The organism is Rubrivivax sp. JA1026 (assembly GCF_011065555.1).
Lineage (GTDB): Bacteria > Pseudomonadota > Gammaproteobacteria > Burkholderiales > Burkholderiaceae_C > Rubrivivax > Rubrivivax benzoatilyticus.
In genome coordinates, this window is sequence record NZ_JAALCQ010000005.1 from 214,833 (window position 1) to 237,499 (window position 22,667).

Here is a 22,667-nt window from a genome sequence, read left to right on the forward strand (position 1 = left end):
CTTCCGACCCATTTTCGGCACGCGCCCCGCAAACATTGAGCGGAAGACGCGGTGATTCGCGTCATATTTCTGTGCTCCCGGCGGGCCCCCCGGGCGGGGGCGGTGCGCAGGGTGCGCGATACTTCACGGATGAGCGCTCCTTCGCCGCCGGTGCGCCTGCTGCACCTCGAGGACTCCGAAGCCGACCACGCGCTCGCGATGGCGCAGCTGCGCCGTGCCGGGCTGCAGGTGCAGGTCGAGCGCGTGGACAGCCGCGACGCCTTCGTCGAGGCCCTGGGCCGGCCCTGGGACCTGATCCTGTCCGACTACAACCTGCCGTCGTTCACCGGTCTGCAGGCGCTGGAGATCGTGCGCGAGCGCGGCTGCCTGGTGCCCTTCATCCTGGTCTCCGGCGAGATCGGCGAGGACACGGCCGTCGAGGCGATGCGCAACGGCGCCAGCGACTACCTGCTGAAGAACAACCTCGCGCGGCTGGCGCCGGCGATCGAGCACGCCATCGCCGCCGCCGAAACGCGGCGCGCCAAGCTGCGCGCCGACCTGGAACTGCAGGCCTCGCAGGAGCGGCTGTCGGAGCTGGCGCAGCATCTGCAGCTGTCGGTCGAGGCCGAGCGCAACGCGATCGCGCGCGAGATCCACGACGACGTCGGCGGCTCGCTGACCGCGCTGAAGTTCGACCTGCACTGGATCGGCCAGCGCGTCACCACGCCGGAGCTGAAGACCCGCGTGCTGAGCGCGCTGGACACCGTGACGCACGCCATCGAGGCCAGCCAGCGCATCATGCACAACCTGCGCCCGGCGATCCTGGAGCAGGGCCTGGTGCCGGCGCTGCAGTGGCTGGCCGGGCGTTTCGAGCGCAGGAGCGGCGTGCCCTGCGCCTTCCGCACCAGCCACGAGAAGCCGCAGCTGCCGCTGGGCGTGCCGCTGGTGGCATACCGCACGGCGCAGGAAGCGCTCACCAACATCTCCAAGCACGCGCAGGCGACGCGGGTCTCGCTGGACCTGTCGCTGACCGGCGGCGTGCTGTCGCTGGAGATCAGCGACAACGGCCGCGGCCTGTCGGCCGAGGATCTGGCCAAGGCGCAGAGCTTCGGCATCCGCGGTCTCAAGGAGCGCGCGGCCACCGTCGGCGGCTGGATCGACCTGAGCAGCGGCCCCGGCGGCACGACGCTGATCCTGTCGGTGCCGCTGGAAGCCGGTGCCGGCACCGTGTTCGACCCGGCGCGCGACGACCGCGAGCACGATCCCTCGGCCTGGGCCTCGCTGTAGCGGCCCGCAGTCCCGGAGCGACCCGATGATCGACGTCATCCTCTGCGACGACCACGCGCTGATCCGCCGCGGCATCCGCGACACGCTGTCCGACGCCCCGGACATCCGCGTCGTCGGCGAGGCCGGCGACTACGGCGAGCTGCGCACGCTGATGCGCGGCACGAGCTGCGACGTGCTGGTGCTGGACATCAACCTGCCCGGGCGCAGCGGGCTGGACGCGCTGCACGCGCTGAAGGACGAGGGCTCGCCGGTCAAGGTGCTGATCGTCAGCATGTACCCCGAAGACCAGTACGCGATCCGCGCGCTGCGCGGCGGCGCCTTCGGCTACGTCAACAAGGGCGGCGAGCCGCGCCAGATCGTCGACGCGGTGCGCACCGTCGCCCAGGGGCGCAAGTACGTGACGCCGGAGATCGCGCAGATGCTCGTCGAGAGCCTGACCGCGCCGGTGCTCGAGACCCCGCACCAGAAGCTCTCCGACCGCGAGCTGCAGACGCTGGTGATGATCGCCTCGGGCAAGCGCCTGGCCGACATCGCCGAAGAGCTGATGCTCAGCCCCAAGACCGTCTCGGTCTACCGCGCGCGCGTGCTCGAGAAGCTGCAGCTGGCGAACAACTCCGAACTGACGGTCTACGCGATCCGCAACGGGCTCGTCGGCTCGTGAAGCCGCGCGCTGCGGCGCTCGACGACGCGCAGGCGATGCGTGTTGCCGGCGCCGAGCTGCTGTCGCTGGCGTTGATCGACGCACGCAACCACACGCTGCGCTGGCTGGCGGCCTTCGAGGCCCGCGACGCGCTGGCCCGCGCCGACGGCGGCCCGTCGCCGCTGGCGCTGGCCGCACGCGCCGGTGCCTGGCAGGACCGCTGGATCGCGCGCAACGTGTGCCGCCAGCGCGGCGAGGCCGCCGACGCCTCGGCGCTGCGGCTGCCGCCGGCCGACGCGGCGATCGACGCCTGGCTGGCCGGCGCCGCGCCGGCGCCGACGCCGGCCGCGCTGCGGGCCTGGCTGGCGCAGACGCTGGAGACGACGCTGGACCTGCTGGGATCGGCGCACGCCGACGACGCCGGGCTGCACGTCTTTCGCTGTGCGCTGCGCCACGAGGACCGGCTCGGCGAGGCGCTGGCCGAACGCGCCGCGGCGCTGCAGCTGCATGCCGGCGGCGAGCCGCCCTTGCCCTGGCGCGAACCGCCGGCGCTGGCCGCGCGCGAGCCGCTGCGGCTGCCGGCGCAGCGCTGGATGCTGGGGTCGCAGCCCGGCGGCGCGGTGCCCGAGAACGAACGCTGGGCGCACGAGGTGGCGCTGCCGGCGTTCGAGATCGACGCCCGGCCGGTGTCGTGGGCGGCTTATGCCGAGTTCGCCGAAGACGGCGGCTACGACCGGCGCGAGTGCTGGAGCCCCGCCGGCTGGGCCTGGCTGCAGGCCGAGGGCCGGCGCGCGCCGCGCCACGTCGAGCAGCTGCGCGGCGGCGTGCTGGTGCAGCGCCACGGCGAGCTGCGCCGCGCCGCGCCCGGCCAGGCGGCGCTGCATCTCAGCCGCCACGAAGCCGAGGCCTGGTGCCGCTGGGCCGGCCGGCGCTTGCCGACCGAAGCCGAGTGGGAGTGCGCCGCGCAGCAGGCGGCCGGCCGCGGTTTCGCCTGGGGCGAGGTCTTCGAGTGGGTGGCCGGCAGCGCCCGGCCCTGGCCCGGCCATGCCGCCGGCGCGTCGGCTCTGGACCCGCTGCCCGCGCGCCCCGCCGCCGTGCTGCGCGGCGCGTCCTGGATGACCCGGCTGCGCCAGGCCCACCCCAAGGCCCGGCGCTTCGCGCCCGCCGAGGCGGACACGATGTTCTGCGGCTTCCGCTCCTGCGCGATCTGAGCGGGGGGGCAGGTCTTGCCTTTTGCAGCGGCGCCGTTCAGCCGGCGGCCGGGTGCGCGACGAGCGGGCGTGCGTGGCGTCCGGCGGCGGGGGTGCCGTCGTGCAGGATGGCCTGGGTCAGCATCGCGCGGCTGACGTGCCAGCGGGCCAGCGCGTGGTCGAAGACCAGCCGCTCGTCCCAGGAGACCTGGCCGTCGGCGGTCAGCGCGGCGGCGGCCAGGCGACAGACCAGCAGCCGCTCCTGCGGGTCGGCGACGGCGTCGAGCAGGCGGTCGACGTAGGCCTGGTCGCGTGCGTGCAGCCAGGAGCTGCCGGCCAGCCCGCTGCCGACCTCGTGCAGGCATTCGTGCACCAGGGCTTCGAAACGGGCCCGCGGCACGCCGAGGCGGCCGAAAGCCTGCAGATCCTCCAGGGCCTGCAGTTCACGCGGGTCGGCGCGGCCGTTGGCCGCGACCATCACGGCGAGCGCGTGGGCTGCCGCGGTTCGAGGCGGCCGTGAGTCGTGGGTCGTCATCGAGTGCTCCTTCGCGGCGGCCGCCACGCCCCCGTGGCCTGGCCATCCCTTGCCACGGAGCCGCGCAGGGGTGGGAAGTTCCCCCGCCGGCTCGCGGCCGGCGTCTCGCTTGACGTCGCGCAGCGGTTGCAAAACCCCCGCTGCCGTCGGGCCAGGACCCTGCGCAGAATCGAACACACCCGGCATCGAGACGAAAGGCCCCGACGTGCCGCCCTCGACCCCCGAGCGCACCTGCGCCGTCACCGACTGGCACGCGCTGGACGCCGACGAAGCCCTGCGCCGCTGCGGCACCGACCCGCAGCGCGGCCTGGACGGCGCCGCCGCGGCGCGCCGGCTGGCCGAGCACGGCCCGAACGCCTTGCCCGAAGCGCCGCCGCGGCCGGCCTGGCTGGGCCTGCTGCGCCAGTTCAAGAGCCCGCTGATCTACATCCTGTTCGCTGCCGCGGTGCTGGCCGTGGCGCTGGGCCACCACGGTGACGCCGGTGTCATCCTGGCCGTCGTCGTCGTCAACGCGCTGATCGGCAGCTTCCAGGAGGGCCGCGCCGAGCGCTCGATGGCGGCGCTGCGCCGGCTGTCGGGGCTGCACGTGCGCGTGCTGCGCGACGGTGCCGAGCGGGTCGTCGAGGCGCGCGAGCTGGTGCCGGGCGACCTGATGCTGCTGGCCGCCGGCGACGCCGTGGCCGCCGACGCCCGCCTCGTCGAGCAGGTGCAGCTGCAGGTCGCCGAGGCGGCGCTGACCGGCGAGTCGGTCCCGGTGTCCAAGTCGGTGACCCCGCTGCCCGAGGTCACCGGCCTCGCCGACCGGCACGACATGGTCTATTCGGGCACCCACGTCACCGGCGGCCGTGCCCGCGCCGTCGTCGTGGCCACCGGCGTGCACACCGAGGTCGGCCGCATCGCCGGCCTGACCGAACGTGCCGAGGAGCCCAAGACGCCGCTGGAGCTGCGCCTGGAGCAGTTCGGCCGGGCGCTGGTGGCCGCGGCGCTCGGGCTGTTCGTGCTCGTCGTGCTGCTCGGGCTGTGGCGCGCGCTGCCGCTGCCCGAGGTGCTGATGGTGGCGATCAGCCAGATGGTCTCGATGGTGCCCGAGGGCCTGCCGGTGGCGATGACGATCGCGCTGGCGGTGGGCATGCAGCGCATGGCCGAGCGCGGCGCCATCATCCGGCGGCTGTCGGCGGTCGAGACGCTGGGCTCGACGACGGTGATCTGCAGCGACAAGACCGGCACGCTGACCCGCAACGAGATGACCGTGGTCGAGCTCTGGCTGCCCGGCGACGGCACGCCGCGCGAGATCGCCGTCGGCGGCATCGGCTACGCACCCGAAGGCCGGCTGCTGGAGCAGGGCCGGCCCGTCGACGCCCGGGACCCGGCGCTGGCCGGGCTGCTCGCCGCGGCGGTGCTGTGCAACGACGCCGAGCTGCAGCCGCCGGCCGGCGACGCCGCCTGGACGGTGCTCGGCGACCCGACCGAAGGCGCGCTGCTGGTGCTGGCCGCCAAGGCGGGTGCCGACCCCGCCACGCTGCGCCGCGACGCGCCGCGCGAGGCCGAGCTGCCGTTCGACTCCGACACCAAACTGATGGCCACCCGCCACCGCCTGGGTGGCGCGCCGCGCCGCGTGCTGCTCAAGGGCGCGCCCGAGGCCCTGCTGCGCCTGGCCCACGGCGAGGACGCGGCGACGCTGGCGGCCGCGCGCGCCCAGGCCGAGGCCATGGCCACGCGCGCGCTGCGTGTGCTGGCCTTCGGCAGCGTCGACGACGACACGCTCGACGCCGCGGCCGGCTTCGACGCGCTGGCCGGGCGCGTGCGCCTGCTCGGCCTGGCCGGCCAGATCGACCCGCCGCGCGAGGAAGTCCGGCAGGCGGTGGCCGAATGCCGCCGCGCCGGCATCCGCCCGGTGATGGTGACCGGCGACCACAAGCTCACCGGGCTGGCGATCGCGCGCGCGCTGGGCATCGCCGACGACGGCGACGGCGGCGGCGCCAGCCGTGCCGTCGACGGCCCCGAACTCGAGCGCATGGGCGAGGCCGAGCTGCGCGAGGCGCTGCCGTCGATCGCCGTCTTCGCACGCGTGCAGCCGGCGCAGAAGCTGCGCATCGTCGAGGCGCTGCAGGCGCGCGGCGAGGTCGTCGCGATGACCGGCGACGGCGTCAACGACGCGCCGGCGCTGGCGCGTGCCGACGTCGGCGTGGCCATGGGCATCACCGGCACCGAGGTCGCCAAGAGCGCGGCCAAGATCGTCGTCACCGACGACAACTTCGCCACCATCGTCGGCGCGGTGCAGCAGGGGCGGGTGGTCTACGGCAACCTGAAGAAGGTCATCCTGTACCTGCTGGCGACCTCGATGGCCGAGGTCCTGGTGCTGCTGCTGGCGCTGCTGGGCGGCTTCCCGCTGCCGCTGGCGGCGGTGCAGATCCTCTGGATCAACATCGTCACCGAAGGCACGGTGACGGTGAACCTGGTGATGGACCCGCCCGACGGCGACGAGATGCGCCGCCGCCCGGTGCCGCGCGACGACCGGCTGCTGGGCGCCGCGCTGCTGCGCCGCGTGGCGCTGATGACGCCGATGATCGCCGCGGTGACCTTCGGCTGGTTCGCCTGGCGGCTGTCCCAGGGCGTGCCCGAGGACCTGGTGCGCACCGAGACCTTCACCGTGCTGGCGATGTGCCAGTGGTTCAACGTGCTGAACTGCCAGTCGGCCACGGCCTCGGCGCTGGGCCCGCGGCTGCTGCGCAACCGCTGGCTGGTCGGCGGCCTGTCGCTGAGCGTGGCGCTGCAGGCCGCGGTGCTCTACCTGCCGGCGATGAACGCGCTGTTCCACACCGTGCCGCTGCCGCCGGCCTCGCTGCTGCCGCTGGTGGCGCTGGCCAGCCTGGTGCTGTGGGCCGAGGAGGCGCGCAAGCTGCTCGTGCGCGGGGGGCGGCGATGAGCCTGGCCTGGCTGTCGATCCAGTTCGTGCTCTGCGCCGCGGCGATCGCCGGCGCCGGCTTCGTGCTCAGCCGCAGCGCCGACACGCTGGCCGAGGCCTACGGCTGGGGCCGCGGCTGGGTGGGCCTGGCGCTGCTGGCCACCGTGACCTCGCTGCCCGAGCTGGCCTCGGGCGTCAGCGCGGTGGCGCTGGTCGGCGAGCCGGACCTCGCGGTCGGCAACGCGCTCGGCGCCTGCGTCGTCAATCTCGTGTTCCTGGCCGTGGTCGACCTGCTGCAGCGCGGCGAGCCGCTGTACCGGCGCGCCGGCGGCACGCACCTGCTGTCGGCAGGTTTCGGCGTGCTGATGCTCGGCTTCGCGGCGATGAGCCTGGTCGGCGGCGCCGCGGCGCCGCAGCTGCTGGGCGTGGGCCTGTACAGCCCGGTGCTGCTGGCGCTGTACCTGCTCGCGCTGCGCAGCGTGTTCGTGCACGAACACACGCGGCCCACCGGGCCGGCGCCCGCGCCGCGCCCGCCGGCGGCGGCCGTGCGGCACGAATGGCGGCGCTTTGGCGCCGCCGCGGCGGTGGTGCTGGCGGCGGGCACCTGGCTGCCCGAGGTGGCCGACGGGCTGTCCGGCGCGCTCGGCCTGTCGCACGGTTTCGTCGGCACGGTGTTCATGGCGCTGGTGACCACGCTGCCGGAGATGGCGGTCACGGTGTCGGCGCTGCGCCTGGGCGCGCTGGACATGGCGGTCGGCAACCTGCTGGGCAGCAACCTGTTCAACGTGCTGATCCTGGCCGTCGACGACCTGGCCTACACGCGCGGCCCGCTGCTGGCCGACGCGGCGCCGGCGCATGCGGGCACCGCCGCGGCGGCGCTGGCGATGACCGGCCTGGTCATCGTCGGCCTGGTGCTGCGGCCGCGGCAGCGGGTGCTGGGCCTGTTCAGCGGGGTCAGCCTCGGGCTGCTGGTGGTCTACGCGGTGAATGCGGTGCTGATCTACCGCGCCGCGGCCTGATCCGCAGCGGGTATTCCGGGGTGCGATACACGATCACCGCCAACGCCGCCTCCCGCCCCGCCGTGCCCATGGCCCTCGCCAGCCGCCGCCCGTACCGTCCGTCCCGTCCCCGCGCCGGCCGCCGCCGGCCGCGTCTGCTGGCGGCCCCGCTGCTGGCGGCGCTGGCCGGCCTGGGCTGCGGGCCGCTGGCGGCGCAGACCGAGACCATCGTCGTCACCGGCTCGGTCGCCGAGCGCCTGGCTTTCGACGCGCCGTACGCGATCGGCGTCGTCGGCACCGAAGACCTGCGCCGGGCCGGGCCGATGATCAACCTCAGCGAGGTGATGGCGCGGGTGCCCGGGCTGGTGGTCGCCAACCGCGGCAACTATGCCCAGGACCTGCAGATCAGCTCGCGCGGCTTCGGCGCGCGGGCCGGTTTCGGCGTGCGCGGCCTGCGCCTGCTGGCCGACGGCATCCCGGCCAGCGGCCCCGACGGCCAGGGCCAGGTCTCGCACATCGACCTGGCCGGCGCCGAACGCATCGAGGTGCTGCGCGGGCCGTTCTCGGCGCTCTACGGCAACAGCTCGGGCGGCGTGATCTCGGTGTTCAGCGCGCCGGTGCGCCGCGCCGAGGCCGAGGCCGGGCTGGACCTGGGCAGCGATGGCTTGCGCCAGTGGCGCGCCGCAGTGCAGACGCCGCTGGCCGGCGGCTGGGAGATCCGCGCCGCAGGCTCGGCGATGGACTGGCAGGGTTACCGCCCGCACGGCGAAGCCGAACGCCGGCTGGCCAGCCTGCGTGTCGGCTGGCGCGGTGCAACCGACACCGTGATCGCCAGCGCCGGCCACTACGAACAGCCGGCCGACGACCCGCTGGGGCTGAAGCGGGCGGACTTCGACGCCGACCCGCGCCAGACCGCCCCCGAAGCGCTGACCTACGACACCCGCAAGCGCTCGACGCAGGACCAGCTGGGCGTGAACTGGCGCCACCGCTTCGCCGACGGCACGCTGCGCGAGTTCGAGGCCAGCGCCTACGCCGGCCGGCGCAGCGTCACGCAGTGGCTGGCGATCTCCAGGACGACGCAGGACAACCCGCGCCACGGCGGTGGTGTCGCCGATGTCGACCGCGACTACCGCGGCGCCCAGGCGCAGTGGCGCTGGGCCTGGGAGGCCGTCGACCTGCTGGCCGGCGCCGCGATCGAGGACCAGCGCGACGACCGCCGCGGCCACGAGAACTACCTGCTCGACGGCGCCGGCAACCCGGTCTACGGCGTGATCGGCGACCTGCGGCGCAACGAGATCGACCGCGCCCGCACGCGCGACCTCTTCACCCAGGCCGAATGGCGTTTCGCGCCGCGCTGGGCGGCCAGCGCCGGCCTGCGCGCCGGCCGCGTCACACTCTCTGCCGACGACCGCTACCTGAGCAACGGCGACGACTCGGGCAACCTGTCCTTCGGCTATGCCAACCCGGTGCTGGGCCTGCGCTGGCAGGCGGCGCCGGGGCTGAACCTGCACGTGTCGGCGGCGCGCGGCTTCGAGGCGCCGACGCTGGGCGAGCTGGCCTACCGGCCCGACGGCACCAGCGGCTTCAACGCGGCGCTGCAGCCGCAGAAGAGCCGCCAGCTCGAGCTCGGCGCCAAGTGGCGCGCCGGCGACACGCTGGATCTGGATGTCGCGCTGTTCGAGACCCGGGTCGACGACGAGATCGGCATCGCCAGCAACGCTGGCGGCCGCGCCTCGTACCAGAACGTCGGCCGCACGCTGCGCCGCGGCGCCGAGCTGGCTGCCGGCTGGCGCCCGGCGCCGGCCTGGCGCACGCGCGGGGCGCTGACGCTGCTGGACGCCCGCTACCGCGACGACTTCCGCAGCTGCTCGGGCATCCCGTGCCCGGCGCCGGACACCACGGTGCCGGCGGGCCAGCGCATCGCCGGCACCCGGCGCGCCAGCGCCTTCGCCGAGGCGTCCTGGCGCAGCGCGGCACTCGGCGAGTGGGGCGTCGAATGGCGTGCCGCCGGCCGCACCGCGGCCAACGACCGCAACAGCGATTTCGCCGCCGGCTACGCGCTGGCGGCGCTGCGCTGGAGCCACACGCTGGCGGTGGCCGACGGCCAGCGGCTGGAGCTGCTGGTCCGCGTGGACAACGTCTTCGACCGCGACCACGCCGGCAGCCTGATCGTCAACGACGCCAACGGCCGCTTCTTCGAGACCGGCGCGCCGCGCAGTGCGCTGCTGGCGCTGCGCTGGTGCGGCGCGATCTAGGAGTCCGCGGCCTCGGTGGTGGGCAGCGGCTCGACGCCCGGCAGCGCCGACAGCGCCTGGCGCCAGCGGGCGTCGGCCAGCACCGTGTCCAGCGTCTCGCGCGCCGCGTCGGCCGGCGCGGCGGCGGCGACGAGCAGCAGCCGGTCGTGCGCCAGCGCCCGGAAGGCCAGCCCCTGTGCCGCGGCCGCCGTCTCGCAGCCGAACGCGGTGTCGGACAGGCCCTGGGCGACGGCGGTGGCGGCCGCCTCGTGCGTGGGCTCCACGCGGGCCGGTGCCGGCGGCACGAGGCCCGCGGCCCGGCACAGCCGCAGCCAGCCGAGCTCGGCCGACGAGCCCGGCGGCCGGCCGGCCCGCCGCAGGCCCGCCGCGACGACCGCGGCGACGCCGCCGGGCAGCGCCTGCGGCGCGGCCATCAGCCCCAGCGTGCGCCGCAGCGCCAGCAGCGTCGTGAAGCGGCCGGACGCGAGCAGGGCCTGCGCCGCGGCCGGCACCGGCTCGTCGCCCGGGCCTTCGGGCAGCGCGAAGGCCGCCAGCGCCGTGCGGCCCTGGGCGAGCGCGTGCACGGCGTCGGCGCCGGCGCAGGGCTGCAGCACGAGGTTCAGGCCGTGGCGCTCGGCCGCCGCCTCGCGCAGCAGGGCCAGCGCCGGATCGGGCACCGCGGGCAGCTCCAGCCGCAGCGTCTCGTCGCCGGCGGCGAACTCGAACAGGCGCTCGAGCTCGGCGCGCAGCGCCGCGATCTGCGGCGCATGGCGGGCGCGCAGCAGCCGCTCCTCGGCCAGCAGCGCCTGCGCGTGCGGCGTCAGCCGCGCCGGGTGGCCCTGGGTCCAGACGACGAGCGGCCGGCCCAGCCCGGACTCCCAGCGCTTCAGCGAAGCCCAGACCTGGCGGTAGGACCCGCCCAGCGCGGCCGCGGCACGCTGGATCGAACCCGAGGCCTGCACCGCCGCCAGCAGTTCGAACAGCGGGTGGCCGAGCTCGCCGCCGTGCTGGCGGCCACTCTGCAGCGCGTGGTGGAGGTGGACGCCCTGGGCTCGCATGGTTCAGCCCACCTTAACCCGCGTCGGGCGCCTCGTCCCGTCGGGGGATGGGCGCTCCCTAGCTTGCTTGAGGGTGCCGGGTCAACGCAGCGAAGCCGCGTGGCGGCGAACCCGTCTCGCCGCGCTCAGTTGGAGACCGCGCGCACTTCCTCGAGCGTCGTCACGCCGGCCAGCACCTTCTCGATGCCGTCCTGACGCAGCGTGCGCATGCCCTCGGACAGGCCGCAGCGCTGCAGCTCCTCGGCGCGTGCGCCGGTCTGGATCAGCTGGCGCATGCGGCGCGAGACGGTCATCAGCTCGTGGATCGCGGCGCGGCCGCGGAAGCCGCTGCCGTCGCACTTGGGGCAGCCGGCCGGGCGGTAGAGCTTGTAGCGGCCGTCGGGCGTGGCCAGGCGGCGGCGCCAGTCGGCCAGCACCTCGGCCTCGCCCGGCACGTTCTCGGCGTCGCCCATCGCGTGGCGGTAGTCGGCCAGCAGCTCGGCGAGCTCGGCCTCGCCGGCGTCGTAGGGCTGGCGGCAGTCGGGGCACAGCCGGCGCACCAGGCGCTGGGCCAGCACGGCGAGCAGCGCATCGGCGAAGTTGAACGGGTCCATGCCCATGTCCAGCAGCCGGGTCACGGTCTCCGGGGCGCTGTTGGTGTGCAGCGTGGACAGCACCAGGTGGCCGGTCAGCGAGGCCTCGATCGCGACCTGCGAGGTCTCCTGGTCGCGGATCTCCCCGACCATGATGACGTCCGGGTCGGCACGCAGGAAGGCGCGCAGCGCCTTGGCGAAGGTCCAGTCGATGCGCGGGTTGACCTGCACCTGGCGCAGCCCGGCCTGGGTGATCTCGATCGGGTCCTCGGCCGTCCAGATCTTGCGGTCGGGGGTGTTGATGTAGCCCAGCGCCGAGTGCAGCGTCGTCGTCTTGCCCGAGCCGGTCGGGCCGACGCACAGCACCATGCCGTAGGGGCGTGCGACGACGGCCTTGAAGCGCTCTAAGTTGTTCGCGCTGAGCCCCAGCTTGTCCAGCGGCAGCGGCTTGGCGCTGGCCAGCAGGCGCAGCACCGCGTCCTCGAGGCCGCTGTGCGTGGGGATCGTCGCCACGCGCAGCTCCAGGCGCTGGCCGGGCACGAAGCGGCCGAAGTTGATCTTGCCGTCCTGCGGCTTGCGGCGCTCGCTGATGTCGAGGTCGCACATGATCTTCAGCCGCGCCAGCAGCGCGTTGCGGTAGGTGGGCGGCAGCTCCAGGTAGGGGCGCAGCTGGCCGTCCTTGCGGAAGCGGATGCGCACCTTCTCGCGCCCGGGCTGGGTCTCGACGTGGATGTCGCTGACCCCCTGGGCCTGGGCCTCGAGGATCATCGTGTTGATCAGCCGCACCAGCGAGTTGTCGCTCTGCTCGATGCTCGGGCCGTCGTCCTCGGCACCCTTGACCTCGGGCGTCTGCTCCAGCGACGCCAGCAGCTTGCCGGCGTCCTCGGGCTCGAACTCGGTCGCCGCGCCGCCGTCGCCCAGGCGGCGCAGCGACAGGTCGACGGCGCCGATCTTGTCGTAGGCGGCGTGCAGCGCCGCGGCCAGCGTGCCGGCGCGGGCCAGCACCGGCACCACCTTGCATTGCGAGGCGAACTCGATCTCGTCGATCGTCAGGCGTTGCGACGGGTCTTCCAGCGCGACGACGAGGCGGCCGCCGTGCAGGATCAGCGGCAGCGCCGTCAGCCGCGAGGCGATCGCGTAGGGCAGGCGCTGCAGCGCGCGGGCCTCGATCGGGAAGCTCCCCGCGTCGACCACCGGGTAGCGCATCTTGCGCGCCAGCGCGGTCTGCAGGTTCTCCTGCGAGACGACGCCCTGGCGCACCAGCAGCTGGCCCAGCGCGACGCCGCGTTCGTTCTTCTGCTGCTCCAGCGCGCCGTCGAGCTCGCGCGGGGTGATGAAGCCCAGCGCGATCAGCGCCTCGCCGATGCGCACCATCGGCATGCGTGCCTGGTCGTCGATGGCCTGGGTGAGGTCCTCGATCGTCGCCACCGGGCGCACGCCCAGCGTCTGGCAGACCGCCGGGGGCGCGGCCGGCGTCGCGGGCGGCGGGGCCTCGTCGAGCGCGACGGCGTCGGTCTCGGCCCAGGCGCTGCCGCCCAGCGAGGCGCGGCGGTAGCTGGCGCTCGGGAAGAAGCTGCGCCGCACCGAGCCGGCCAGGTCCAGCGGCTCGAAGACGAACAGGCCGTGCTCGGTCTCCTCGTGGCCCATCGTCAGGCCCTCGACCGTCGTGCCGTCCTTGAACAGCAGCGCGAACGGCTCGGCCGGGCGCGCGTCGCTGCCGTCGGCCACGGTGTCGGCATTGGCATCGGCCGGCACCGGCGCCAGCGGATGCAGCAGGCGCAGCCGGCGGAACTGGTCGAAACGCAGCGTCACCGTCATGCGCGAGGCGGCCACACGCAGCTTCAGCAGGCCGTCGGCAGGATGGAAGTACATCAGCCGGCCGACCATCACCTTGCCGTTGTGGCCCTCGACCTCGCAGGCCTCGGGCTGCGTCGCGCGCGCCGGCGGCGGGTAGCCGGGCAGCGGCGGCGTCGGCCAGGCGAAAGCCTCGTGGCGCGCGCCGGGCGTGGGCTCGCCGCCGATGGAGTCGCCGGGATAGGAGTGCGGGGGAAGGGACAGGTCGGTCATGGCGGAGGCTCGGTGGGTTCTCCGGGCGGCCGGGCGCCTGCCCGGTCCATTGCGCCGTGCGTCGATGCTAGGCGCGCGGGCCGGCGCCGAAACCTCGAACTGGTCAGGGAAAGCGGCCCAGATGCGGCATGTGCCGCACCGGCCGCAGGGTCGGCCCCCGAGGCGCGCCGGCGCCGGCGCTTCTAGACTCGGCCGGGCCGCGATCGGCGGCGTCGAGGAGCAAGGCGTGACGAAGAGGCTCTGGCAGTTCTGGATCGACCGTGGCGGCACCTTCACCGACGTCGTCGGCCGCGACCCGGCGGGTGCGCTGCACACGCTGAAGCTGCTGTCCGTGAACCCGGAGCACTACGAGGACGCCGCCGTCGAGGGCATCCGCCGCCTGCTCGGCCTGGCGCCGGGGCAGGCGATCACGCCGGAGCTCGTCGACTGCGTGAAGATGGGCACGACGGTGGCCACCAACGCGCTGCTCGAGCGCCAGGGCGAGCCGACGCTGCTGGTGACGACACGCGGCTTCCGCGACGCCTTGCGCATTGCCTGGCAGGCGCGGCCGCGGCTCTTCGACCGCCACATCGTGCTGCCCGAGCGGCTCTACACGCGCGTCGTCGAAGCCGACGAACGCGTGCAGGACGACGGCACGGTGCTGCAGCCGCTGGACGAGGCGGCGCTGACGGCTGCGCTGGCCGAGGCCCGCGAAGCCGGGTTCAAGTCCTGCGCCATCGTCTTCCTGCACGGCTGGCGCCACACGGCGCACGAGGCGGCCGCGGCGCGGCTGGCGCAGGCCGCCGGCTTCAGCCAGGTCAGCGCCTCGCACCTGACCAGCCCGCTGATGAAGTTCGTGCCGCGCGGCGACACGACCGTCGTCGACGCCTACCTGTCGCCGATCCTGCGCCGCTACGTCGACCGCGTCGGCGCGCAGATGCCCGGCGTGCGGCTGCTGTTCATGCAGAGCTCGGGCGGGCTGACCGAGGCCACGCGCTTCCAGGGCAAGGACGCGATCCTCTCCGGCCCGGCCGGCGGCATCGTCGGCATGGTGCGCACCGCGGCAGCCGCCGGCCACCGCAAGCTGATCGGCTTCGACATGGGCGGCACCAGCACCGACGTCAGCCACTGGGCCGGCGAGTTCGAGCGCGCCTTCGAGACCCAGGTCGCCGGCGTGCGCATGCGCGCGCCGATGATGAGCATCCACACGGTGGCCGCCGGCGGCGGCTCGATCCTGGCCTTCGACGGCGCGCGGCTGCGCGTCGGCCCCGAGAGCGCCGGCGCGCACCCGGGCCCGGCCTGTTACCGCCGCGGCGGGCCGCTGGCGACGACCGACGCCAACGTGCTGCTCGGCCGTGTGCAGCCGGCCTGGTTCCCCAAGGTCTTCGGCCCCGGCGCCGACGAGCCGCTGGATGCCGACGGCGTCGCCGCGCGTTTCGCCGCGCTGGCCGCCGAGGTCCAGGCCGCGACCGGCCGGCCGACGACGCCCGAGGCGCTGGCCGAAGGGTTCCTCGCCATCGCGGTGCAGAACATGGCCAACGCGATCAAGCGCATCTCGGTGGCGCGCGGTTACGACGTCACCGGCTACACGCTGCAGTGTTTCGGCGGTGCCGGCGGCCAGCACGCCTGCGCGGTGGCCGACGCACTCGGCATGGGCCGCGTCTTCGTGCACCCGCTGGCCGGCGTGCTGTCGGCCTACGGCATGGGCCTGGCCGACCGCATCGTGATGCGCGAGGCCTCGCTCGAAGCGCCGCTGGACGCCGCCGGCCTGGCCGCGGCGCGCGCCCGGCTGGACGAACTGGCGGCCACCGCCGCCGGCGAACTGGCGTCGCAAGGCGTCGCGCCCGAGACCATCGACTGCCGCGAGCGCCTGCACCTGCGTTACGCCGGCACCGACACCGCGCTGGAGCTGGCCTGGAACGTTGACGCCGAGGCGCTGGCCACGGCTTTCGAAGCCGCCTACCGCCGCCGCTTCGCGTTCACGATGCCGGGGCGCGCGCTGGTCGTCGAAGCGGTCGGCGTCGAGGCCGTCGCCGCCGGCGAAGCCTTCGGCACGGCCGATGTCTCTGCCGAGCCGGCACCGTTCACGCCCAAACCCGCGGCGCGCGTGCGCCTGTATCACGGCGGCTGGCACGACGCTGCGCTGCACCAGCGCGAGACGCTGGCGCCCGGCGCGACGGTCGACGGCCCGGCGATCGTCGCCGAGCGCAACGCGACGACGGTCGTCGAACCCGGCTGGCGCGCGCGGGTGCGCCCCGACGCGTCGCTGGAGCTGGAGCGCATCGCACCACGCGCCGCCGCGCACGCCGTCGGCACCGACGCCGACCCGGTGCTGCTGGAGGTCTTCAACAACCTCTTCATGAGCATCGCCGAGCAGATGGGCTCGCGGCTGCAGAACACCGCCTACTCGGTGAACATCAAGGAGCGGCTGGACTTCTCCTGCGCGCTGTTCGACGCCGAGGGCCGGCTGATCGCCAACGCGCCGCACATGCCGGTGCACCTGGGCTCGATGAGCGAGAGCATCGCCAGCGTCATCGTGCGCAACCCGGCGATGAAGCCGGGCGACGTCTACGTGCTCAACGACCCGTACCACGGCGGCACGCACCTGCCCGACGTCACCGTCGTCACGCCGGTCTACCTGGCCGACGACGATGCGAAGCCGGCGTTCTTCGTCGCCAGCCGCGGCCACCACGCCGACATCGGCGGCATCACGCCAGGCTCGATGCCGCCGTTCTCGACCTCGATCGCCGAGGAAGGCGTGCTGCTCGACAACGTGCTGCTGGTCGAAGGCGGCCGGCTGCGCGAAGCCGAGATGCGGGCGCTGCTGAGCTCGGGCGCGCACCCGGCGCGCAACCCCGAGCAGAACCTCGCCGACCTGCGCGCGCAGATCGCCGCCAACGAGAAAGGCGTGCACGAGCTGCGCGCGATGGTCGCCCAGTACGGCCGCGAGACGGTGGCCGCCTACATGGGCCACGTGCAGGACAACGCCGAGGAGTCGGTGCGCCGCGTCATCGGCGCGTTGAAGGACGGTGCCTTCGAGCTGCCGCTGGACAACGGCGCCGTGATCCGCGTGCAGGTCACCGTCGACGCCGCGGCGCGCGAGGCGACGATCGACTTCAGCGGCACCAGCGCGCAGCTGGCGAACAACTTCAACGCCCCGAAGGCGGTGACGATGGCCGCCGTGCTCTACGTCTTCCGCACGCTGGTCGACGCCGACATCCCGCTCAACGCCGGCTGCCTGAAGCCGCTGAAGATCCTCGTGCCCGAGGGCTCGATGCTCAACCCGCGGCCGCCGGCGGCGGTGGTGGCGGGCAACGTCGAGACCTCGATGTGCGTCACCAACGCGCTCTACGGCGCGCTCGGCGTGATGGCCTCGGGGCCGTGCACGATGAGCAACTTCACCTTCGGCAACGAGCGCCACCAGTATTACGAGACGATCTCCGGCGGTTCGGGTGCCGGCCCGGGTTTCGACGGCACGGCGGTGGTGCAGACGCACATGACGAACTCGCGCCTGACCGACCCCGAGGTGCTGGAGCACCGTTTCCCGGTGCTGCTGGAGAGCTACGCGGTCCGCGCCGGCTCGGGCGGCGCCGGCCGCTGGCGCGGCGGCGACGGCGGCGTGCGCCGGGTGCGTTTCCTGGAGCCGATGACCGCGTCCATCCTCAGCAACGGCCGCGAGGTGCCGGCGTTCGGGCTGGCCGGCGGCCGGCCCGGCGCGCTGGGCGTGAACCGCGTCGAGCGCGCCGACGGGCGTGTCGAGGCGCTGGGACACATCGGCTCGGTGCCGATGGCGCCGGGTGACGTCTTCGTCGTCGAGACGCCGGGCGGCGGCGGTTACGGCGCGGCGTAGGCCGGCTGCGGCAGCGCCCGCGGCGCGGTGACGGTGGCGGCCAGCCAGCACACCCAGGCCGCCCAGAGCACGTGGCTGACGTAGTGCGCGCCGCGCAGCACCTGGGCGCCGCCGAGCAGGGCCGTCAGCGCCAGCGTCGCGCCCAGCCACAGCCGCGCGCCGCGCGGGTGCTGGCGGCGCAGCGCGAACCAGCCGGTGAAGAAGGCCGTCGCCGCGGTCGCGTGGCCCGACGGGAAGCAGCGCCCCGGGCCGCCGTCGGCGACGCCCCAGCGCCAGTGCGACACGTAGGCCGCCTGGCCGCCGAACTCGGCCAGCGACCAGGGGCAGCTCGTCGCGCTGCTGTCCTTGAGCAGCGGCACGACGGCGAACACCGCCAGCGTGACGAGCAGCCAGCGCAGGCGCTCGGCGCGGGTCAGCGCACAGCCGAGCAGCGGCCGCACGACGTTGACCGCCAGCAGCGCGACGACGACCCAGGCCAGCGCGCGCCCGCCCTGGTGCAGCACGGTGCTCGTCAGCCAGTGCGAACGCCAGGCGAAGCCCTCGGGCCCGCCGAGCAGGCGCTGCAGCGGCAGGTCCAGCCCGCCGAAGTCCCAGGCCAGCACCGGCAGCAGCGCGGCCAGCACGACACCGAGGTCGCGGTGCAGCAGCGGCGCGGCCTTCACGGCGTCACGTCTCGGCGGCAGCCGTGGCTGGGGTCCATCGCCGGCTCGTACAGCGAGGTCTGCACGTCCAGCAGGCCCAGCATCAGGTGGAACAGGTTGTCGTGGCTGGCCGGCAGCGCGGCGCGGCGGCCCAGGCAGGCGGTGTCCAGCGAGCCGCCGGCGGTCGACCAGACGACCATCGGCACCTTCTTCTGCTCCTGCGGCGCGATCGGGTAGGGCAGGCCGTGCAGGAACAGGTTGTTCTCGCCCAGCGACTCGCCGTGGTCGGAGACGTAGACCATCGTCGCGTCGACGCGGTCGGCATGCGCCTGCAGCGTGCGCACCAGCGTCGCCAGAAGGTGGTCGGTGTAGAGCAGGGCGTTGTCGTAGGCGTTGACGATCTGCTCGCGCGAGCAGTTGCGCAGGTCCTCGTCGCGGCAGGCGGGCTTGAACCGCTCGAACTCGGGCGGATAGCGGCGGAAGTAGGCCGGGCCGTGGTTGCCCAGCTGGTGCAGCACCAGCACCTGCCGGCCCGTCGCCTGTGCCAGCCAGCCGTCCAGGCCGGTGAGCAGGGCCTCGTCCAGGCAGTGGCCGTCGGGGCACAGCGACGCCGGCCCGAGCGCGGCCGCGGTCTCCGACGGCACGCCGTCGCAGACGCCCTTGCAGCCGGCCTGGTTGTCACGCCAGCGCACGCGCACGCCGGCGCGTGCCAGCAGGTTCAGCAGCGACTCGCTGCCGCGGATCGTGTCCTCGTCGTAGCGCCGCCGGCCCAGCGCCGAGAACATGCAGGGCACCGAGACCTCGGTGTTGGTGCCGCAGCTGGTCACGTCGCGGAAGGCGACGACCGGCAGCGTCGCGAGCTGCGGCGTGGTCTGGCGCGTGTAGCCGTCCAGGCCCCAGTTGGCGGCACGCGCGGTCTCGCCGACGACGAGCACGACGACCCGCGGCCGGGCGCTGTGGTGCCAGCTCTCGCCCGGCCGGGCGTCGGTGCCGATCGGCGTCTTCGGCCCGCTGGCGCGCGCCTCGCGGCCGAAGACGCTGGCCATCGACCACAGGTAGTTGGCCGGCGTCACCAGGTAGCGCAGCTCCTTCTGGTTGCGCATCAGCGAGGCCAGCGGCTGGTACTGCGCGACCACCGTGCCGACCAGCAGCGCCGCGGCGATGCCGATGCTGGCGACACGAATGCCCAGCGCCGAGGTCCAGCCGCCGCGGCGCACGAGACGCACGCGCCACAGCACCAGCAGCGGCAGCCCGGCCAGCAGCAGCAGGTCGGGCAGCAGCGACGGCGTGAACAGCTCGCTGGCCTCGCGCACGTCGGTGCGCAGCACGTTGCGCAGCATCGACGGGTCGAGGTAGATGCCCAGGCGCTGCATGTAGTGCGCGGCGAAGGCGGTGGCGACGAACATCAGCGCCAGCAGCGGCTTGACGGTGACGCGGGTCGCGAACGGCGCCAGCAGCAGGAAGTGCAGCGCCACCAGCGCCAGGCCCAGCGCGAGCGTGAAGCCCAGGCTGCTGCCGGGGTGGCCGGCCAGCGCGCCGGCGAAGAAGCGCTGGTTCACGGCCAGCGCCCAGAAGACGCTGGCGCCCAGCAGCAGGGTCTCGACGCGGGCGTTTATCGTCCAGCGTGGCGGGTCGGTGTCGGCGGTGTCCACGGCCGGCACTGTCTTCAGCGCGACTTAAAGTGACATTAATCCGATGAACGAGCGCCTTGCGACCCTGCTGCTGACCGGTTTCGAGCCTTTCGGCGGCGAAGAGATCAACCCGTCGTGGGAGGTCGGCGCGGCACTGGACGGCGAGCTGATCGGCGGCGCGCGTGTCGTCGCGCAGCGCCTGCCCTGCGCCTTCGGCGCGGCGCTGCAGGCGCTGGACGAGGCGCTGGCGCGGCACACGCCGGTGCTCGTGCTGTGCCTGGGCCAGGCCGCCGGGCGCGCCGACTTCAGCGTCGAGCGCGTGGCGATCAACGTCGACGATGCGCGCATCCCCGACAACCTCGGCGCCTGCCCGGTCGACCAGCCGGTGGTGGCGGGCGGCCCGGCGGCCTACTTCTCGACGCTGCCGGTGAAGGCCATGGTCGCGGCGCTGCACGCCGCCGGGCTGCCGGCCTCGGTGTCGCAGACCGCCGGCACCTACGTCTGCAACCACGTCTTCTACGGCCTGATGCACCGGCTGGCGGCGCGGCCGGGCGTGCGCGGCGGCTTCATGCACCTGCCGCTGCTGCCGGCGCAGGCGGCGCGCCGGCCCGGGCCCAGCCTGCCGCTGGCGACGCAGATCGACGGCGTGCGCGTGGCGCTGGCCGCCGCGCAGGCCACGGCGCAGGACCTGCGTGCGGCCGGCGGCGCCGAGTGCTGATCAGTCGTTGGGGCGCGCGGTGACGACGATCACCGGCGGCACGCGGCCGTCGACGTCGCGCGGCAGCGTGCCGATGCGGTCGATCGCGCGCAGCACGGCCTCGTCCCAGGACGGCAGGCCGCTGGACTTGATCAGCCGGCGGGCGATGATCGTGCCGGTCGGGCCGGCGCGCACCTCGACCTCGGCCTGCGGGTTCCCGCTGACCGACTCGGTGAAGACGGTGTTGTCCTTGATCAGCCGGCGCAGCTTGCCGCCGTAGGACGCCGACGGGCCGGCGTCGCGGGCGGCGGTGCCGGTGGACGTGGCCGCGCCGGTGCCGGTGCCGCCGAGCGAGTTCTGCAGGCGCTTCAGCTGGTCTTCGCGCAGCTTGGCCAGGCGCTGGGCCTCGGCCTTCTGGGCGGCGAGCTTCTGCTGCTCGGCCTTCTTCTTCTCGTCGGCCTCGGCCTTGGCCTTCTTCTCGGCCTCGGCCTTCTCGCGCGCCTTCTTCTCCGCCGCCTGTTTCTCGGCGAGTTCGCGCTTCTCGCGCTCCTCTTCCTTCTTTCGGCGTTCGGCGCGTTCGGTGGCGATCTCGGCGTCGCGCTCGGGCGCGGCCTGCGGCGGCGCCGGCTTCGGCTCGGGGGCGGGCCTGGGTTCGGGCGCCGGGGGCGGCGGCTCGGGTGCCGGCGGCGGCGCGGCGACCTCCGGCACGGCGGCCCAGAGCTCGGCGCTGATCGTCTCGGGCTCGGCCGAATGCCAGTCGACGGCAACCGTCAGGCCGACGATCAGCAGCCCGTGCACGAGCAGCGCCAGCCCGGCGCCGGGCACGAGGCTGTCGGGCGGGCGGGGCTGCAGCGCGTCGTGCGCCACGGGCTCAGGCTCCCTGCTTGACCGAGAGGCCGACGCGCTGCACGCCGGCGCGCTGCAGCGTGTCCATCACGCGCACGACGCTCTCGTACTTGACGTTGCGGTCGGCGCTGATGACGACCGGCACCTCGGCCTTGCCGCCCTGCGCCTCGCGCACACGCTCGACGAGCTGCGGCAGCTTGACGGCGTCGGGCTCGCCGGCCTTGCTGCCGTCGATCAGGCGCAGCTTCAGCGTCTCGTCGCTGCCGACGACGATCTCGACCACCGCGCTCGGGCGCTGCTGCGACTTGCCGACCGACGGCAGATCGACCAGGCCGGTGGTGATCAGCGGCGCGGTGACCATGAAGATGATCAGCAGCACCAGCATCACGTCGATGAACGGGACCATGTTGATCTCGTTCATCGAGCGCCGGCGGCCGCGGCCGCCGCGGGAAGCCACGGCCGGCATCTCAGACGCTCCCTGCGGGGCCGGTCGCGTTGCGCTGCAGGATGTTCGAGAACTCCTCGATGAAGGTCTCGAACTGCGTCGCGATGCGGTCGATGTCGCGCGCGAAGCGGTTGTAGGCGACGACCGCCGGGATCGCCGCGAACAGGCCGATCGCGGTGGCCACCAGCGCCTCGGCGATGCCCGGCGCGACGGTGGCCAGCGTCACCTGCTGCAGGTTGGACAGGCCGACGAAGGCGTGCATGATCCCCCAGACGGTGCCGAACAGGCCGACATACGGCGAGACCGAGCCGACCGAGGCCAGGAAGCTCAGGTGGCTCTCGATCGCGTCGAGCTCGCGCTGGAAGCTGGCGCGCATCGCGCGGCGTGCGCCGTCGAGCTGGGCCCCCGGGTCCAGGCGCTTCTCGCGCAGCTTCAGGAACTCGCGCATGCCGCTGGCGAAGATGCGCTCGATCGGCGCCGCGTCGCTCTTGTTCGTCGCCGCCTGGTTCAGCTCGGTCAGGCTGCGGCCGGACCAGAACTCGCGTTCGAAGGCCTCGTTGCGCGCACGCACGGTCTTCAGCCCGAAGAGCTTGCCGAAGATGACGGTCCAGCTGGCCAGCGAGACCAGCACGAGGCCGGCCATCACGAGCTGCACGACGGCGCTCGCCTGCAGCACGAGGGAGATGATCGAGAGATCCTGGTTCATCGGAGGGCGTCGAAGATCGGGAGCGGGATGCGCACGGGGCGGAAGGTGGCGGCGTCGACGCAGCCGACGCGCACCTCGGCTTCGGCGAGCAGCTCCTCGCCGCGCCAGGCCTGCTGGGCGAAGACGAGGGAGGCGCGGCACAGCTCGCGCACGGTGGCGGTGACGACGAGCTCGTCGTCCAGCCGCGCCGGGCGGCGGTACGAGACGCTGGCGTCGGCGACGACGAAGACGGTGCCGGTGGCGACGCGGCCGGCTTCCTGCCCGATGCCCAGCGAGCGCAGCCATTCGGTGCGCGCGCGCTCGAAGAACTTCAGGTAGTTCGCGTAGTAGACGACGCCGCCGGCGTCGGTGTCTTCCCAGTAGACGCGGACGCGGTGGCGGAAGACGGCGGGCTCGGACATCGGCGG

At 74.2% G+C, this 22,667-nt stretch carries 17 protein-coding genes; 8 read left to right on the plus strand and 9 right to left on the minus strand.

Going from position 1 to position 22,667, the window contains the following annotated elements; genetic code table 11:
* The first annotated feature begins 129 nt into the window (after positions 1–129).
* From G5B56_RS10890 to G5B56_RS10900, 3 genes are read left to right on the plus strand one after another with little or no spacing between them, the layout of a single operon-like run.
* Positions 130–1,266 (plus strand): response regulator, encoded by a 1,137-nt coding sequence (locus G5B56_RS10890; protein WP_029718953.1) that lies wholly within the window; start codon positions 130–132, stop codon positions 1,264–1,266.
* A 25-nt stretch (positions 1,267–1,291) separates the two neighbouring features.
* Positions 1,292–1,927 (plus strand): response regulator transcription factor, encoded by a 636-nt coding sequence (locus tag G5B56_RS10895; protein ID WP_009857431.1) that lies wholly within the window; start codon positions 1,292–1,294, stop codon positions 1,925–1,927.
* Positions 1,924–3,117, plus strand: coding sequence for an SUMF1/EgtB/PvdO family nonheme iron enzyme (locus G5B56_RS10900; RefSeq protein WP_240920696.1), 1,194 nt, complete (start codon positions 1,924–1,926; stop codon positions 3,115–3,117). The genes G5B56_RS10895 and G5B56_RS10900 overlap by 4 nt, the downstream gene beginning before the upstream one ends.
* 37 nt (positions 3,118–3,154) lie before the next feature.
* Here the strand turns inward: G5B56_RS10900 and G5B56_RS10905 are convergent, their stop codons facing one another.
* Positions 3,155–3,631 carry a hypothetical protein gene (locus G5B56_RS10905; RefSeq protein WP_230246289.1) on the minus strand — a complete coding sequence of 159 codons (477 nt, stop codon included), beginning with the start codon at positions 3,629–3,631 and terminating at the stop codon, positions 3,155–3,157.
* Positions 3,632–3,836: 205 nt separating this feature from the next.
* Here G5B56_RS10905 and G5B56_RS10910 point away from each other — a divergent pair, with 205 nt between their 5' ends.
* The 3 genes from G5B56_RS10910 (at position 3,837) to G5B56_RS10920 (ending at position 9,789) form a co-directional block, all read left to right on the plus strand.
* Complete coding sequence (locus tag G5B56_RS10910) at positions 3,837–6,557, plus strand: HAD-IC family P-type ATPase (RefSeq protein ID WP_240920698.1); 2,721 nt, start codon at positions 3,837–3,839, stop codon at positions 6,555–6,557.
* Complete coding sequence (locus G5B56_RS10915) at positions 6,554–7,555, plus strand: sodium:calcium antiporter (RefSeq protein WP_009856426.1); 1,002 nt, start codon at positions 6,554–6,556, stop codon at positions 7,553–7,555. The genes G5B56_RS10910 and G5B56_RS10915 overlap by 4 nt, the downstream gene beginning before the upstream one ends.
* Positions 7,556–7,623: 68 nt before the next feature.
* Positions 7,624–9,789 (plus strand): TonB-dependent receptor, encoded by a 2,166-nt coding sequence (locus tag G5B56_RS10920; protein WP_240920700.1) that lies wholly within the window; start codon positions 7,624–7,626, stop codon positions 9,787–9,789.
* On the opposite strand, the gene G5B56_RS10925 is transcribed toward G5B56_RS10920, so the two are convergent.
* Together G5B56_RS10925 and G5B56_RS10930 are read right to left on the minus strand one after the other, a co-directional pair.
* Positions 9,786–10,826 (minus strand): substrate-binding domain-containing protein, encoded by a 1,041-nt coding sequence (locus tag G5B56_RS10925; protein WP_164963210.1) that lies wholly within the window; start codon positions 10,824–10,826, stop codon positions 9,786–9,788. The genes G5B56_RS10920 and G5B56_RS10925 overlap by 4 nt on opposite strands.
* 125 nt (positions 10,827–10,951) lie before the next feature.
* Complete coding sequence (locus G5B56_RS10930) at positions 10,952–13,465, minus strand: GspE/PulE family protein (RefSeq protein WP_206023512.1); 2,514 nt, start codon at positions 13,463–13,465, stop codon at positions 10,952–10,954.
* Between the two features lie 226 nt (positions 13,466–13,691).
* Between G5B56_RS10930 and G5B56_RS10935 the strand changes: the two genes are divergently transcribed.
* Complete coding sequence (locus tag G5B56_RS10935; RefSeq protein WP_164963211.1) at positions 13,692–17,294, plus strand: hydantoinase B/oxoprolinase family protein; 3,603 nt, start codon at positions 13,692–13,694, stop codon at positions 17,292–17,294.
* Here the strand turns inward: G5B56_RS10935 and G5B56_RS10940 are convergent.
* Positions 17,279–17,956 carry a phosphatase PAP2 family protein gene (locus G5B56_RS10940; protein ID WP_240920710.1) on the minus strand — a complete coding sequence of 226 codons (678 nt, stop codon included), beginning with the start codon at positions 17,954–17,956 and terminating at the stop codon, positions 17,279–17,281. The two genes, G5B56_RS10935 and G5B56_RS10940, sit on opposite strands and share 16 nt — an antisense overlap.
* Positions 17,953–19,587 (minus strand): phosphoethanolamine transferase, encoded by a 1,635-nt coding sequence (locus G5B56_RS10945; protein ID WP_164963212.1) that lies wholly within the window; start codon positions 19,585–19,587, stop codon positions 17,953–17,955. The genes G5B56_RS10940 and G5B56_RS10945 overlap by 4 nt, the downstream gene beginning before the upstream one ends.
* 43 nt (positions 19,588–19,630) lie before the next feature.
* Between G5B56_RS10945 and pcp the strand changes: the two genes are divergently transcribed.
* Positions 19,631–20,284, plus strand: coding sequence for a pyroglutamyl-peptidase I (gene pcp / locus G5B56_RS10950; RefSeq protein WP_164963213.1), 654 nt, complete (start codon positions 19,631–19,633; stop codon positions 20,282–20,284).
* Here pcp and tolA read toward each other — a convergent pair whose 3' ends face one another.
* The 4 genes from tolA to ybgC are packed head-to-tail and all read right to left on the minus strand — an operon-like array spanning position 20,285 to position 22,661.
* Entirely contained in the window at positions 20,285–21,130 is an 846-nt protein-coding gene (gene tolA, locus G5B56_RS10955; RefSeq protein WP_164963214.1) for a cell envelope integrity protein TolA, read from the minus strand. It abuts the gene before it with no gap.
* Positions 21,131–21,134: 4 nt separating this feature from the next.
* Entirely contained in the window at positions 21,135–21,575 is a 441-nt protein-coding gene (locus G5B56_RS10960) for an ExbD/TolR family protein (RefSeq protein WP_164963215.1), read from the minus strand.
* A gap of 1 nt (position 21,576) precedes the next feature.
* Entirely contained in the window at positions 21,577–22,260 is a 684-nt protein-coding gene (gene tolQ, locus G5B56_RS10965) for a protein TolQ (protein ID WP_164963216.1), read from the minus strand.
* A complete protein-coding gene (gene ybgC, locus G5B56_RS10970) occupies positions 22,257–22,661 on the minus strand; it encodes a tol-pal system-associated acyl-CoA thioesterase (RefSeq protein ID WP_164963217.1) in 405 nt (134 codons plus the stop codon). Before ybgC ends, tolQ begins: the two co-directional genes overlap by 4 nt.
* Between the last annotated feature and the right edge of the window lie 6 nt (positions 22,662–22,667).